General features: G+C 66.9%; 18 protein-coding genes. 13 read left to right on the top strand and 5 right to left on the bottom strand.

The window, feature by feature from the left end:
* The first annotated feature begins 138 nt into the window (after positions 1 to 138).
* From AWC25_RS01465 to AWC25_RS01410, 12 genes are all read left to right on the top strand, one after another.
* Complete coding sequence (locus tag AWC25_RS01465; RefSeq protein ID WP_085166242.1) at positions 139 to 1,653, top strand: HNH endonuclease signature motif containing protein; 1,515 nt, start codon at positions 139 to 141, stop codon at positions 1,651 to 1,653.
* 214 nt (positions 1,654 to 1,867) lie between these two features.
* Positions 1,868 to 2,236, top strand: a complete 369-nt coding sequence (rplN, locus tag AWC25_RS01460; protein ID WP_003403649.1) for a 50S ribosomal protein L14 — start codon at positions 1,868 to 1,870, stop codon at positions 2,234 to 2,236.
* Positions 2,237 to 2,554, top strand: coding sequence for a 50S ribosomal protein L24 (gene rplX / locus AWC25_RS01455; RefSeq protein ID WP_069399184.1), 318 nt, complete (start codon positions 2,237 to 2,239; stop codon positions 2,552 to 2,554).
* 1 nt (position 2,555) lies between these two features.
* The gene (gene rplE, locus AWC25_RS01450; protein WP_069399183.1) at positions 2,556 to 3,119 is read left to right on the top strand and encodes a 50S ribosomal protein L5; all 564 of its coding nucleotides are present in this window, start codon (positions 2,556 to 2,558) and stop codon (positions 3,117 to 3,119) included.
* Between the two features lie 2 nt (positions 3,120 to 3,121).
* Positions 3,122 to 3,307, top strand: coding sequence for a type Z 30S ribosomal protein S14 (locus tag AWC25_RS01445; RefSeq protein ID WP_003873499.1), 186 nt, complete (start codon positions 3,122 to 3,124; stop codon positions 3,305 to 3,307).
* 192 nt (positions 3,308 to 3,499) lie between these two features.
* Positions 3,500 to 3,898, top strand: coding sequence for a 30S ribosomal protein S8 (gene rpsH, locus AWC25_RS01440; protein WP_069399182.1), 399 nt, complete (start codon positions 3,500 to 3,502; stop codon positions 3,896 to 3,898).
* Between the two features lie 25 nt (positions 3,899 to 3,923).
* Positions 3,924 to 4,463, top strand: coding sequence for a 50S ribosomal protein L6 (gene rplF / locus AWC25_RS01435; RefSeq protein WP_069399181.1), 540 nt, complete (start codon positions 3,924 to 3,926; stop codon positions 4,461 to 4,463).
* 38 nt (positions 4,464 to 4,501) lie between these two features.
* Entirely contained in the window at positions 4,502 to 4,870 is a 369-nt protein-coding gene (gene rplR / locus AWC25_RS01430) for a 50S ribosomal protein L18 (RefSeq protein WP_169717099.1), read from the top strand.
* Positions 4,871 to 4,892: 22 nt separating this feature from the next.
* Positions 4,893 to 5,570 carry a 30S ribosomal protein S5 gene (gene rpsE, locus AWC25_RS01425; RefSeq protein ID WP_069399179.1) on the top strand — a complete coding sequence of 226 codons (678 nt, stop codon included), beginning with the start codon at positions 4,893 to 4,895 and terminating at the stop codon, positions 5,568 to 5,570.
* Entirely contained in the window at positions 5,570 to 5,752 is a 183-nt protein-coding gene (rpmD, locus tag AWC25_RS01420) for a 50S ribosomal protein L30 (protein ID WP_069399178.1), read from the top strand. Before rpsE ends, rpmD begins: the two co-directional genes overlap by 1 nt.
* Complete coding sequence (gene rplO, locus AWC25_RS01415; RefSeq protein ID WP_069399177.1) at positions 5,749 to 6,192, top strand: 50S ribosomal protein L15; 444 nt, start codon at positions 5,749 to 5,751, stop codon at positions 6,190 to 6,192. The genes rpmD and rplO overlap by 4 nt, the downstream gene beginning before the upstream one ends.
* A 174-nt stretch (positions 6,193 to 6,366) precedes the next feature.
* A complete protein-coding gene (locus AWC25_RS01410) occupies positions 6,367 to 7,275 on the top strand; it encodes an alpha/beta hydrolase fold domain-containing protein (RefSeq protein WP_085166241.1) in 909 nt (302 codons plus the stop codon).
* On the opposite strand, the gene AWC25_RS01405 is transcribed toward AWC25_RS01410, so the two are convergent.
* On the bottom strand, positions 7,276 to 8,202 hold the full coding sequence (locus AWC25_RS01405; protein WP_069399176.1) for an LLM class flavin-dependent oxidoreductase: 927 nt from the start codon (positions 8,200 to 8,202) through the stop codon (positions 7,276 to 7,278).
* Positions 8,203 to 8,240: 38 nt separating this feature from the next.
* Here AWC25_RS01405 and sppA point away from each other — a divergent pair, with 38 nt between their 5' ends.
* Positions 8,241 to 10,037, top strand: a complete 1,797-nt coding sequence (gene sppA / locus AWC25_RS01400; RefSeq protein ID WP_069399175.1) for a signal peptide peptidase SppA — start codon at positions 8,241 to 8,243, stop codon at positions 10,035 to 10,037.
* Here sppA and AWC25_RS01395 read toward each other — a convergent pair.
* The 4 genes from AWC25_RS01395 to AWC25_RS01380 all read right to left on the bottom strand — a co-directional run bounded on the left by AWC25_RS01395 (position 10,034) and on the right by AWC25_RS01380 (position 13,633).
* Positions 10,034 to 10,969 carry a class I SAM-dependent methyltransferase gene (locus AWC25_RS01395; RefSeq protein ID WP_069399174.1) on the bottom strand — a complete coding sequence of 312 codons (936 nt, stop codon included), beginning with the start codon at positions 10,967 to 10,969 and terminating at the stop codon, positions 10,034 to 10,036. The two genes, sppA and AWC25_RS01395, sit on opposite strands and share 4 nt — an antisense overlap.
* A gap of 20 nt (positions 10,970 to 10,989) precedes the next feature.
* A complete protein-coding gene (locus AWC25_RS01390) occupies positions 10,990 to 11,841 on the bottom strand; it encodes a class I SAM-dependent methyltransferase (RefSeq protein ID WP_084229176.1) in 852 nt (283 codons plus the stop codon).
* Positions 11,842 to 11,909: 68 nt separating this feature from the next.
* A complete protein-coding gene (locus AWC25_RS01385; RefSeq protein ID WP_069399173.1) occupies positions 11,910 to 12,875 on the bottom strand; it encodes a class I SAM-dependent methyltransferase in 966 nt (321 codons plus the stop codon).
* A gap of 113 nt (positions 12,876 to 12,988) precedes the next feature.
* On the bottom strand, positions 12,989 to 13,633 hold the full coding sequence (locus tag AWC25_RS01380) for a class I SAM-dependent methyltransferase (RefSeq protein WP_084229175.1): 645 nt from the start codon (positions 13,631 to 13,633) through the stop codon (positions 12,989 to 12,991).
* Between the last annotated feature and the right edge of the window lie 69 nt (positions 13,634 to 13,702).

Here is a 13,702-nt window from a genome sequence, read left to right as displayed (position 1 = left end):
GTGATTGCCCTGCGCTCTGCCAACGTCAACCCCATCCACTGGGCGTACGCGCGCATTTTCAGTGAGGCAACGAATAACCCTTTCACGCGCATTTCTGGCGAGTCAACGCGGTCAGTGGAACGCGCTATACTCGAATGTATGTTCGAAAAGCAGACGGCGCCCGCGCAGGTGACGGGCGAGCTCGATGAGCTCTTCGAGCGGCGTTATCCGTCGACGACGCCGCAGTCGGGGGCGTTGCTTGAGCGCGTCTCGTGCTTTTCGCGGGCGGAGAACCGAGCTGCGGCCGCGCAACTGACGGCGATCGGGGAGTTGTTCGCCCATCGTTTGTCGCGGTGCGCGGAGTCCGAGGAATGGGCGGTAGATACCGAGGCGGCGGTGGCCGCCGAGGTGGCGGCGGAGCTGCGAATCAGTCAGGGCTTGGCGGCCAGCCGGGTGCGGTACGCGCGGGCACTGCGCGAGCGGCTGCCGCGCGTGGCGGAAGTGTTCGCCGCCGGGGACATCGACTTTCGGATGGTGCAGACGCTCGTGTATCGCACCGACTTGCTCACCGACGCCGACGTGTTGGCCACTGTGGATGCGCAGTTGGCGGCCACAGTCGCCCGCTGGCCCTCGCTGACCCCCGCCCGGTTGGCTGCGCGGGTGGACAAGGTGGTGGCCCGGGCCGATGCGGATGCGGTGCGTCGACGCCGTGACCGTGCGGCGGGTCGCGAGATGTGGATCGGTGAGATGGGCGAGGGGTTGTCCCGCATCGAGGGGGTCATGTTCAGCCCGGATGCTGCCGCGTTGGACGCCCGCCTGGACGCAATGGCGGCCACGGTCTGCGCCCAGGATCCGCGCAACCGTGAGCAGCGCCGCGCAGACGCGTTGGGCGCGCTGGCGGCCGGGGCGGATCGACTGGGTTGTCGGTGCGGGCGCGACGACTGCGCGGCCGGCACCCGGCGCCCGGCGGCCCCCGTGGTCATCCACGTGATCGCCGAGCAGTCCACCCTGGCCGGTCAGGGCGGCGCGCCGGGCTGCCAGCTAGGCGGCGAGGGGTTGATTCCGCCCGAGCTGGTCGCCGAGCTGGCCGCCGCGGGCAAACACGTGCCGCTGATCCACCCGGCCGACGCCCCACCGGAGGCCGGTTATGTGCCCTCGGCGGCGCTGGCCGATTTCGTGCGCTGCCGCGATCTGACCTGCCGCTGGCCGGGCTGCGAGTGCCCGGCGGTGGCCTGCGATATCGACCACACCATCCCTTACAACGCCGGCGGGCCTACCCACGCGAGCAACCTCAAGTGCTACTGCCGCACCCATCATTTGGTGAAAACGTTTTGGGGCTGGGCGGAAAAGCAGCTGCCCGACGGCACCCTGATCCTGACCTCCCCGGCCGGGCGCACTCATGTGACCACGCCGGGCAGCGCCCTGCTGTTTCCCAGCCTGTGCCGGGCGACCGGGGCCATCGCGGCCGCCGAAGTCGACGCACCGCAGGACTATTGCCCCCAGCGGACCGCGATGATGCCTCGCCGACGCCGCACTCGCTCCCAAGACCGCACCGCGCGGGTGGCGGTCGAACGCCGAAAGAATCGCGAGGCCCGCACCGCCCGTCGCGCCCCGGTGGCGGCCCGCCCCGGCCCGGCCCCACCGGAGGCTGGCGAAGAGCCACCGCCCTTCTAACTGGGGATTGCTCCATGCGCACGACGAATTTGGCGCTGAGCAGCTCGTCACCTAGACTCTAGGGGTTGCCTTGGGCAGACCTCGGCCGGTGTGAATCGGCCCCGCGTGCCCTTCGGTGACAAAGACCGCGCACGTCAGGTTGGTGGACTTCGCTTGTTGGAGCCTCGCCGAGGCGTTTCCTGCCGTGCACATGTGAACTCAGTCAGGAGATCGAGTGATTCAGCAGGAATCGCGGCTGAAGGTCGCCGACAACACCGGCGCCAAGGAGATCTTGTGCATCCGGGTGCTCGGTGGTTCGTCGCGACGCTACGCCGGCATCGGTGATGTCATCGTCGCCACCGTAAAAGACGCCATCCCCGGCGGCAACGTCAAGCGGGGTGACGTCGTCAAGGCCGTCGTGGTGCGCACCGTCAAGGAGCGCCGGCGTCCCGACGGCAGCTACATCAAGTTCGACGAGAACGCCGCGGTCATCATCAAGCCCGACAACGACCCGCGCGGGACTCGCATCTTCGGGCCGGTCGGGCGCGAACTGCGCGAGAAGCGATTCATGAAGATCATCTCGCTGGCTCCGGAGGTTTTGTAAATGAAGGTCAAGAAGGACGACACCGTCCTGGTGATCGCGGGCAAGGACAAGGGCGCTAAAGGCAAGGTGCTGAAGGTCTACCCCGACCGCAACCGGGTGCTGGTCGAGGGTGTCAACGCAATCAAGAAGCACACCGCCATTTCGACCAACCAGCGCGGCGCGCGCTCGGGCGGGATCGTCACCCAGGAGGCGCCGATCGACGCCTCCAACGTCATGGTCGTCGACTCCGACGGCAAGCCGACCCGCGTCGGTTACCGGGTCGACGAGGAAACCGGCAAGCGCGTTCGTATCTCCAAGCGCAACGGCAAGGACATCTAGCATGACTACCGCAGAGAAGACTCAGCCGCGCCTAAAAGAGCGCTACCGCAACGAGATTCGCGATGCGCTCAACAAGGAGTTCGGCTACCGCAACGTCATGCAGATCCCAACGGTGACCAAGGTTGTCGTCAATATGGGCGTCGGCGACGCCGCTCGCGACGCCAAGTTGATCAACGGCGCCGTCAACGATCTGGCGCTGATCACCGGGCAGCGACCCGAAATCCGGAAGGCCCGCAAGTCCATTGCGCAGTTCAAGCTGCGCGAGGGCATGCCGATCGGTGCGCGGGTGACGCTGCGTGGCGACCGGATGTGGGAGTTCCTCGACCGGCTGACCTCGATCGCACTGCCACGTATTCGTGACTTCCGCGGGCTGTCGCCCAAGCAGTTCGACGGTGTCGGCAATTACACCTTCGGTCTGTCCGAGCAGTCGGTGTTCCACGAGATCGACGTGGACAAGATCGACCGGGTTCGCGGCATGGACATCAACGTCGTCACCTCGGCGACAACCGACGACGAAGGACGAGCGCTGTTGCGGGCCCTCGGCTTTCCGTTCAAGGAGAACTGAGCATGGCAAAGAAGGCACTGGTCAACAAGGCCGCGCGCAAGCCAAAGTTCGCTGTGCGCGGCTACACGCGCTGCAACAAGTGTGGCCGCCCCCGTGCGGTCTTCCGCAAATTCGGCCTGTGCCGGATCTGTCTGCGCGAGATGGCGCACGCGGGCGAGCTGCCCGGCGTGCAGAAGAGCAGCTGGTAACAGCCCGAGATCCCCAGGACCAACCCAGAACAGGTGCGCGACAGGCCCGAACCGGGAACCACCGCGAGGAAGGTTATAGAAGCTCGATGATTGCGACGACGACGATGCAGAGCGCAGCGATGAAGAGGAGTGGCGCTCGATGATTGCGACGACGACGATGCAGAGCGCAGCGATGAAGAGGAGTGGCGCTCGATGACAATGACGGACCCGATCGCAGACTTTTTGACACGTCTGCGCAACGCCAATTCGGCGTATCACGACGAGGTGACGTTGCCGCACTCCAAGCTGAAGGCGAACATCGCGCAGATCCTCAAGAGCGAGGGCTACATCAGCGATTTCCGCACCGAAGACGCACGGGTCGGCAAGTCACTGGTGGTTCAGCTCAAGTACGGCCCCAGCCGGGAGCGCAGCATCGCCGGCCTGCGCCGGGTGTCCAAGCCGGGTCTGCGGGTGTATGCGAAATCCACGAATCTGCCGCGAGTGCTCGGTGGGCTGGGGGTGGCGATCATCTCGACCTCCTCGGGTCTGCTCACCGACCGTCAGGCAGCCAGACAGGGCGTGGGCGGCGAAGTCCTCGCGTACGTGTGGTAGGCGGGGAGAGGTAACGGTACAGACTATGTCGCGCATTGGTAAGAAGCCGATTCCGGTTCCCGCAGGAGTCGACGTCACGATCGACGGCCAGAAGGTCTCGGTGAAGGGCCCCAAGGGCACCCTCGACCTGACCGTGGCCGAGCCCATCACGGTGGAGCGCAGCGAAGACGGAGCAATCGTGGTCAACCGTCCGAACGACGAACGGGAAAGCCGTTCGTTGCACGGGCTGTCGCGGACACTGGTCTCCAACCTGGTCACCGGCGTCACGCAGGGTTACACCACCAAGATGGAAATCTTCGGCGTCGGTTACCGGGTGCAGCTCAAGGGTTCCAACCTGGAGTTCGCACTCGGATACAGCCACCCCGTCGTGATCGAAGCTCCGGAAGGCATCACCTTCGCGGTCGAGTCGCCGACGAAGTTCAGTGTCACCGGAATCGACAAGCAAAAGGTCGGCCAGATTTCGGCGAACATCCGCCGTCTGCGCCGCCCGGACCCGTACAAGGGCAAGGGCGTGCGTTACGAGGGTGAGCAGGTCCGCCGCAAGGTCGGAAAGACAGGTAAGTAGTCATGGCGCAAAAGCAAGCTACCGCCGAGCGGAAGCCGGTGGGGCAGAGCGTATCTGCAACTCGCCGGGTCTCCCGGCTGCGTCGGCACGCCCGCCTGCGCAAGAAGATCTCGGGCACCCCGCAGCGCCCGCGGTTGGTGGTGAACCGCTCCGCGCGGCACATCCACGTGCAACTGGTGAACGACGAGAACGGCACCACGCTGGCCGCCGCCTCGTCGATCGAGGCCGACGTGCGTGGCCTGGACGGGGACAAGAAATCCCGCAGCGTGCGGGTCGGCCAGTTGATCGCCGAGCGCGCCAAGGCCGCCGGCATCGACAGCGTGGTGTTCGACCGTGGCGGATACACCTACGGCGGACGGATCGCGGCGCTGGCTGACGCCGCCCGCGAGAACGGTTTGAAATTCTGATGACAACTGGAAGGACCGCATAATGGCGGAGCAGTCCGCTGGGGGCCAAGGCGCTCCGGACAGCCGCGACGGCCGCGATTCCCGCGACTCCCGCGACGGCCGGGGTCGTCGCGACGGCGGCGGCCGTGGTCGCGACCGCGACGGCGACAAGAGCAACTATCTCGAGCGGGTCGTTGCCATCAATCGTGTTTCCAAGGTGGTCAAGGGTGGTCGGCGATTCAGCTTCACCGCCCTGGTCATTGTGGGTGACGGCGCCGGCATGGTCGGCGTCGGCTACGGCAAGGCCAAGGAAGTTCCGGCCGCGATCGCCAAGGGCGTGGAAGAGGCGCGCAAGGGCTTCTTCCGGGTCCCGCTGATCGGCGGAACGATCACGCACCCGGTGCAGGGTGAGGCGGCAGCGGGTGTGGTGCTGCTGCGCCCGGCCAGCCCGGGTACCGGTGTGATCGCCGGCGGCGCGGCCCGTGCCGTGCTGGAATGCGCTGGGGTGCACGACATCCTGGCCAAGTCGCTGGGCAGCGACAACGCGATCAACGTGGTGCACGCCACGGTGGCCGCGCTCAAGCTGCTGCAGCGCCCGGAGGAGGTGGCCGCACGCCGCGGTCTGCCGATCGAGGATGTCGCCCCCGCCGGGATGCTCAAGGCACGACGTGAAAGCGAAGCGCTGGCTGCAACTGCCGCGCGCGAGGGAACGGCACAGTAATGAGCCAGTTGAAAATCACCCAGGTGCGCAGCACCATCGGTGCGCGCTGGAAGCAGCGTGAAAGCCTGCGCACCCTGGGCCTGCGACGGATTCGCCACTCGGTGGTTCGTGAGGACAACCCACAGACTCGCGGGCTGATCGCCGTGGTGAGCCACCTCGTCGAGGTGGAGGAGACCAAATGACCATCAAGCTGCACGACCTCAAGCCCGCTCCCGGGTCGAAGACGGCGCGTACCCGCGTCGGTCGCGGTGAGGGATCCAAGGGTAAGACCGCCGGTCGCGGTACCAAGGGCACCAAGGCGCGCAAGAACGTGCCGACCACCTTCGAGGGTGGTCAGATGCCGATCCACATGCGGCTGCCCAAGCTCAAGGGATTCAAGAACCGGTTCCGCACCGAGTACGAGATCGTCAACGTCGGCGACATCGCCCGGCTGTTCCCCGAAGGCGGTGCCATTGGCATTGCCGACCTGGTCGCCAAGGGCGCGGTCCGCAAGAACTCGTTGGTAAAGGTCTTGGGCGACGGCGACCTGACCGTCCAGGTCGAGGTGTCCGCGCACAAGTTCAGCGGCAGCGCCCGCGAGAAGATTACCGCCGCGGGTGGTTCGGCCACCGAGGTTTCCTAACCCCTCCGACGTCTCAAGACGGCTCGAAACGGCCTGGGCGCACCTCCGCGCCGAGGCCGTTTTGTTTTCCGCGCTCCTAGCTGGGTTCACCATGCTTGACGCTGCTGTCTTCATAGGATAGCGTTCGTTACGATAACGATAGTTATCCAATAGCCGCGCGAAAGGTGATCGGAAATGGTCAGTACGCAAGCCAAAGAATTCGCCGACTTCTTCGGCGCCCTGAGTGCCCGCTCCGCCAACCCCAACTTCGAGCTGGGCACGGTGCGCGACATCATCGAGACGATGCATGTCGCGACTACCGAACCCGAGGGAGTCAGCTACGCCGAGGTGGACGCCGGCGGAGTGCAGGCGCTGTGGTGCATTCCCGCCGACAGCGACCCGGACCGGGTGCTGCTGCACAACCACATGGGCGGCACCGTCGTCACGTCGATGTACTCCGACCGCAAGGCGGCCGCGCACATCGCGAAGGCGGCCGGCGCCCGAGCGCTGGTGCTCAACTTCCGGCGTTCACCCGAGCACAAGTTCCCCGCCCAGATCGAGGATGTCCGCGCCGCCTACGATTGGCTGTTGCAAAAGGGCTACCGACCGGAAAACATTGCCAGCGTTGGCCATTCGATCGGTGGAAACTTCGCGGTCGGCCTGGCCATCGCCCTGCGTGACGAGGGCGCCGCGCTGCCCGGCGCGATCGTGTCCATATCCCCGTGGGTGGACCTGACGCTGGCCAACGAGACCTACACCACCAACAGTGACCGGGACCGGCTGCTGTCGCGCCCGCTGGCGGAGTTCTTCCGGTCGTGCTGGCTGGACGGCACCGGGGTCAGCCACGACGACCCGCGGGTGAGCCTGATCGAGGCGGACCTGTCGGGCCTGCCGCCCATCGCGGTGTACTGGGGCAGTGACGAGGTGCTGGCCGGGGAGGACGCGGAGTTCGCCCGTCGCGCCGAGGCCGCCGGCAACGAGGTGTTGGTCCGCGAGGTCGAGGGCGGGCAACACTCCTTCATCATCGGGGCCGGCTGGGTGCCCGAGGTCGACGACGCGATCGCCGAGATCGGCAAGTGGTTGAGCACCAAGCTCGGACGCTGATCAGCTCAGCTGCGGAATCACCTCTGCGGCAAGGCGTTCCATCTGCTCGCGGTTTTCCGGCACGTCCAGGCCCAGGGGATTGAGCAGCAGCGTCTGCGCCCCGGCGGCGATCGCCTCTTTAAGGCCACGGGCGACGTCGTCGGGCGTGCCCGACACCGGAAAGGTTTCCACGCCGGGCATCTGGCCGTAGAGGCGGCGCAGGCCGTCGAGTACCCGTTCTCGAGCGCGGGCCGCGTCGTCGTCGATCATCAGATAGACGCGCTTGCGGATCGGGAAGTGCGCCGGGTCCTTGCCCTGTTCGGCGAGTTCACGGCGGACGACGGGGACCCTCGCGGCAAACGCTTCGGTGCTCGACGCGCCTGCGCCCATGTACGCGTCACCATGGCGTACCGCCCGGGCCAGCGCCTTGGGGGCCATTCCGCCGAACCAGATCGGCGGGTGCGGCCGCTGTATCGGTTTGGGTTGAAACGGGAGGTCGGCGACGTCGCGGAACCGGCCATGGAAATCCACTGTCGGATCATCGGACCAGGCCAACTTCATCAATGTCAGGCCTTCGGTGAAATACGAGATGAAGGTGTCCTTTTCGACGCCGAAGGCGGCCAGCGACGGGCCGCCGCGGCCCGGTGCGACACCGACGTCGAGCCGTCCGTGGCTGATCCGATCGAGCGTGGTCACCATCGACGCCAACTGCAGCGGCTCGTGCTGAGAGGTCACCAGCACCGCCACCCCGAGCCGCAGCCGCTCGGTGTACGCCGCGCAGAAGGACAGCAGCTCCAGCGGTGCGAGCAGGGGTGCACGGCCGATGGTCTGCTCGAGCGTCCAGATTCCCTCGAAGCCCAGTTCCTCGGCCCGCTCCACGAAGGAGCGCAACCCCGCACGATCGAACTCGTGGTAGTCGAACTGCGGGACGGCGATCGAAAACTTCACCCGCTCACCCTACGGGCGTTCATCGGTACGCTGCAGACATGTTCGCCTTTTTGCCCTCGCTGCCCGGCGTCGACGACGTGCGGGCCCTGGCCGGGCGCGTCGACACCGTCCGCCACCACGGCGTACCGAACGGCTGTGTGCTCGAACTCAACCTGCGCTCGGTGCCGCCCGAGACCTCGGGATTCGACCCGCTGGCACTGCTTACCGGGGCGGAGCGCCCGCTGGCGCTGCGCGACGCCGTCGCCGCCATCCACCGCGCGGCCGAGGACTCCAGGGTCGCCGGGTTGATCGCGCGGGTGCAGCTCGCGGCGGCCCCGCCCGCGGCGGTGCAGGAGCTGCGTGAGGCGATCGCGGCGTTCAGCGCGGCCAAGCCATCGCTGGCCTGGGCCGAGACGTACCCGGGCACGCTGTCCTACTATCTGGCCTCGGCGTTCGGCGAGGTCTGGATGCAGCCCTCGGGCAGCGTCGGGCTCATCGGCTTTGCCAGCAACGCGAACTTTCTGCGCACCGCGCTCGACAAGGCGGGCATCGACGCCGAATTCGTGGCCAAGGGTGAATACAAATCGGCGGCAAACGTTTTCACCGAGCACGGCTTCACCGAGGCCCACCGCGAAGCCGTGACCCGGATGCTGGAAAGCCTGCAAGACCAGGTGTGGCATGCCATCGCCGAATCCCGCAGCCTTGACGTCGCCGCGCTGGACAGCCTGGCCGACCGGGCCCCTTTGCTGCGCGACGACGCGGTGGCCTCCGGCCTGGTCGACCGGATCGGCTTCCGCGACCAGGCCCACGCCAGGATCGCGGAATTGGTTGGAGTAGAAGCTGTTTCGTCGGAAGGTGGGGAGGCCGACCCGGAAAAGCTTGCGCCACGGCTGAATCTCACGCGCTACGCCGCTGCGGCCCGGTCGCGGCTGGTGCCGCAGGCACCGTCGCTTCCCGGCCGGCGTTCCAAGCCGACGCTGGCAGTGATCACGCTGCAGGGTCCGATCGTCAACGGGCGCGGGGGACCGCAGCTGCTGCCGTTGGGTCATTCGGCCGTCGGCGGCGACACCATTGCCAGCGCGCTGCGGGAGGCGGCCGGTGATGACTCGGTATCGGCGATCGTGCTGCGCATCGACAGCCCGGGCGGATCGGTCACGGCGTCGGAAACCATCTGGCGCGAGGTGGCGCGGTCCCGTGAACGCGGCACGCCGGTCGTCGCGTCGATGGGTTCGGTATCGGCGTCCGGGGGCTACTACGCGGCGATGGCCGCCGACGCGATCGTGGCCAACCCGGCCACCATCACCGGTTCGATCGGCGTGATCACCGGCAAACTGGTGTTTCGCGATCTCAAGGAGCGCCTGGGCGTCGTCTCAGATGCTGTGCGCACCAACGCAAATGCCGACGCCTGGTCATCCGATGTGCCGTTCACTGCACAGCAGCGAGCCGATCGGGAAGCCGAAGCGGACCTGATTTACGCCGACTTCGTGGAACGCGTCGCGCAGGGCCGCAACTTGAGTACCGAGGCCGTCGACGCCGTCGCCCGGGGCCGGGTGTGGACGGGCGCCGACGCGCTCGAGCGGGGCCTGGTCGACGAACTCGGTGGGCTGCGCACGGCGGTGCGCCGCGCCAAGATCCTCGCCGGACTGGACGAGGACGCCGACGTGCGCATCGTCAGCTATCCCGGATCGTCGTTGCTGAACCTGGTGCGGCCCCGGGCGTCCGCCCAGCCGGCCGCCGCGTCGTTGCCGGACGCGCTGGGGGTGCTGCTCGGCCGCACGGTCGCTGCCGTCGTGCACAACCTCGAGGAGGCGGTCAACGGCGCCAGTGTGTTGTGGCTGGGGGAGTCGCGCTTCTAGCCGGCCGCCGTTGAACCTGCGCCGGCGAGCCGGCCGCTGATGAAGATGATCTCGCCGAGCGGGTCGTCATTCTCCGGCGGCGGAATGTCGATGCCGTGCTGCTCGAAAAGCTCCGTGCGGGTCACGCCCCCGACGTCCCAGCCCTTGCCACTCAGGTAATCGACCACATGGTTGCGCTCGCCGGCGTACACCAGCGACGCCATGTCGATGTCGACCCCGTGGTCCCGGAACGAGTTCGACATCTCCCGAACCTTGTCCGCGTCGAAATCGATGATGCCGGGCACGAATTCGGTGGCAATCGTGCTGCCGGGCGCACTGAGCGAGGTGATGTTGTCGAACAACCGGTCCTGGGCTTCCGGCGGCAAATAGATCAGCAGCCCTTCGGCCAGCCACGCGCTCGGCGCGGTGGGGTCGAATCCGGCGGCCCGCAACGCCGTCGGCCAGTCCGCGCGCAGGTCGATCGGGATGGCGCGTCGGACGGCCGTCGGCTGGGCGCCGATGTCGGCCAAAGTCGTTGTCTTGAACTCGATCACCTGCGGCTGGTCGATTTCGTAGACCACGGTCGACGCGGGCCAGTCCAACCGGTAGGCGCGCGAGTCCAAGCCGGAGGCCAAAATCACCACCTGACGCACACCGCCGGCGACGGCATCACGGAAGTAGTCGTCGAAGTACCTGGTGCGCACCGCCATTCCGTCGACCATCGCCTGCATGCGCACCGGCGTGGCATTCTCGATCGCGGAGAAATCGAGCTCACCGTCCATCATTTTGGTAAAGAAGTCCAGTCCCACCGCACGCACCAACGGCGCGGCGAACGGGTCACTGATCAATCCGCGAGGGTCGTTGGTGGCCATGGCGCGGCCGGCCGCGACCATGGTGGCGGTCGCGCCCACGCTGGACGCGAGGTCCCAATTGTCGTCGTGCGCACGAGGCATGAGACGACTTTAACGGTGCGCTATTTCAGGGTAGCGGCGACATAGCTCAGGTCGCCGAAGACCGCCGCGATCTCGTCCTCCGGTAACCGAAACCCGTTGTGCGCGTACAACTCTTTGGCGGAATGCGCCGTGACGTCCCAGTTGTGGGCGCTCAGATAGTCGACGACGACGTTGCGCTCGCCCCGGTAGAACAGATCGGCCGCGTTGAGGTCGAACCCGTAGCTTCGCCAGCGTTCGCTGATGCGCTGCATCCGCTCGTCGGAGAACGCGTTGGGGTCCGGGACGTGCTCGGTGGCCAGCCTGCTCCCGGGCGCCGATAGCGCCGTGATGTTGTCGAACAGCCGGTCCTGCGCCTCGGGCGGCAGGTACGGCAACAGCCCTTCCGCGCTCCACGCGCTGGGCCGGGTGACGTCAAAACCGGCCTCGCGCAACGCCGCCGGCCAGTCGTCGCGCAGGTCGATGCCGACCGTGCGGCGTTCGGCCGTGGGAGCCGCGCCCAGACCGGCCAGTGTGTTCGTCTTGAACGCGATGACCGGTGGCTGGTCGACTTCGTAGACCACCGTGCCCGCCGGCCAGGCCAGGCGGTAGGCCCGGGTGTCCAGGCCGGAAGCCAGGATCACCGCCTGCCGGATGCCCGCGCTCGTGGCGCCGGTGAAGAAGTCGTCGAAAAATCTGGTGCGCACCGTGATCTGCTCGCTGCGCGCCCTGCGGTTGAGCAGCGCGTCGTCTTTGAGGTCCTCGAGATCGATGTCGTCGTCGAGGATGCGAATGAACGGATCCAGCCCGACGGCCCGAACCAGCGGATCGGCCAGCGGGTCGTTTAAAAGCGGGTCGGGACCCTGCGACGCCACCGCGCGGGAGGCGGCCACCATGGTGGCCGTGGCTCCCACGCTGCTGGCCAGGTCCCAGCTGTCGCCGTCGCGGCGGCCGGTCTGGCTGCTCACTTGGCCTTCCTCTCCAGGGTGCCGCTGGTGTAGAGCATCTCGCCCATGCGCATGTCGTCATCCTCGAGCGGCGCAAACCCGTTCTCCGCAAACAACTCCTGGATGCTGCTGCTGTGCAGCGACCATCCCCGCTCGGTGAGGTAGGGAACCACCTCGTTGCGGTCGCCGAGGTAAACCAGGCCCGCCATGTCGAGATCGAAGCCGTGGGCGCGCCAGCGCTCGGCGATGCTCTGCATCCGCTCCCGAAGCTTGTCCTCTTCGCCGGGCTCGGGATTGGGTGCGCTTTCGGTGGCCACCCGGCTGCCCGGCGCGCTCAGCGCGGTGATGGTGTCCAACAGCCGGTCTTGAGCCTCCGGCGGCAGGTAGCCGAGCAGGCCCTCGGCGCTCCACGCCGCGGGCTGGGACGGGTCGAAGCCCGCCATACGCAATGCGGTGGGCCAGTCGTCGCGCAGGTCGATGGCTACCACCCGACGATCGGCGGTGGGCTCGGCGCCCAGATCGCTCAGGGCCCGGGTCTTGAATTCGATGACCTGCGGCTGGTCGACTTCGTAGACGACCGTGCCGGCGGGCCAGGCCAGCCGGTAGGCGCGGGAATCCAGGCCGGATGCCAGGATCACGACCTGCCGGATGCCGGCCGTGGTCGCTTCGATGAAGAACTCGTCGAAGAACTTGGTGCGCACCGCCATGTTGTCGGCCATGCGGGACATCGCACCGGCCGATCCGGCGGATCCGTCGTGCACGTCGTTCAGTTCGGCCGGGTCCAGTTCGCCGCTGGCCAGCCGGGAGAGTAGGTCGACGCCGACGGCCCTGACCAACGGTTCCGCGTACGGGTCGTTGATCAGGGGCCGCTCGGCCCGGGTCGCGATCGCGCGCGCCGCGGCCACCATGGTGGCGGTCACCCCGACGCTGGACGCCAAATCCCAGGTGTCGCCGTCGTATCTGGTGGAGCTGGTGGAAGTCATCGGTGCCCCCTGCAGGATGTACTTAGGTTAACTTCGCTAATACTTAGTCGGTATAACAAGCTTCCACCACTGTACGCTTCCCGCGATCCGGGGCAACTTCGACGAATGGCGCACTAAACGGGCCGGGTGGCCTGATAGTAGGCGAGTTGGCCGACGATCCGCTGCCGGGTGGTGGCCAGTTGGGTGCAGTCGAAACCCGCCGACCGCAGCAGCCTGGGGACGGCGTCACCGAGATTGCCGGCCACGTGGTGGTTGTGCCGGATGAGCCGCGCCAGCACCCCGCCGCTATTCCTCTCGCCGGCGATGTCGACCAGCTGCAGCCGGCCACCCGGACGCAGCACCCGAAATATCTCCGCCGCGGCGGCGGCCTTCGCGTCGTCACTGACGTGATGCAGCATCATCGACGACAGCACCCGGTCGAATTCCCCGTCGGAGTACGGAAGCCGTTCGGCGTAACCGTGCTCGAAACGGATGCCTGGGATGCGGGCTGCCTTTCGCCGCGCGACCGCCACCATTCGCGGATCCGGGTCGCAGCCGACCACCTCTGCCGCTGGATGGGATCGCTTGGCCGTGATCGATACATTCCCTGTGCCACAGCCGATTTCCAAAACCCGTTGGCCGTCTGTGATTTCCGCCTGGGCGACCAGGCGGCGGTAGACGCTGTGGAGGCCCATCAGTCGGGCGATCAGATCATAGGCGGGCAGAAACGCATCGTGACCGGTGGCCGGCAAGTAGTCATGTGGAGGATGTTTCGTCATGTCAACCATGATGAACCGGTGCAAGCCCGTTTAATTGGGTGATCGTCGTCAATAGTAGGACTATCTTTG

It is taken from the genome of Mycobacterium sherrisii (assembly GCF_002102355.1).
Classification (GTDB): Bacteria; Actinomycetota; Actinomycetes; order Mycobacteriales; family Mycobacteriaceae; genus Mycobacterium; species Mycobacterium sherrisii.
The sequence above is the reverse complement of the archived record's forward strand: the minus strand, read 5'-3'. Positions and strand labels throughout refer to the sequence as shown.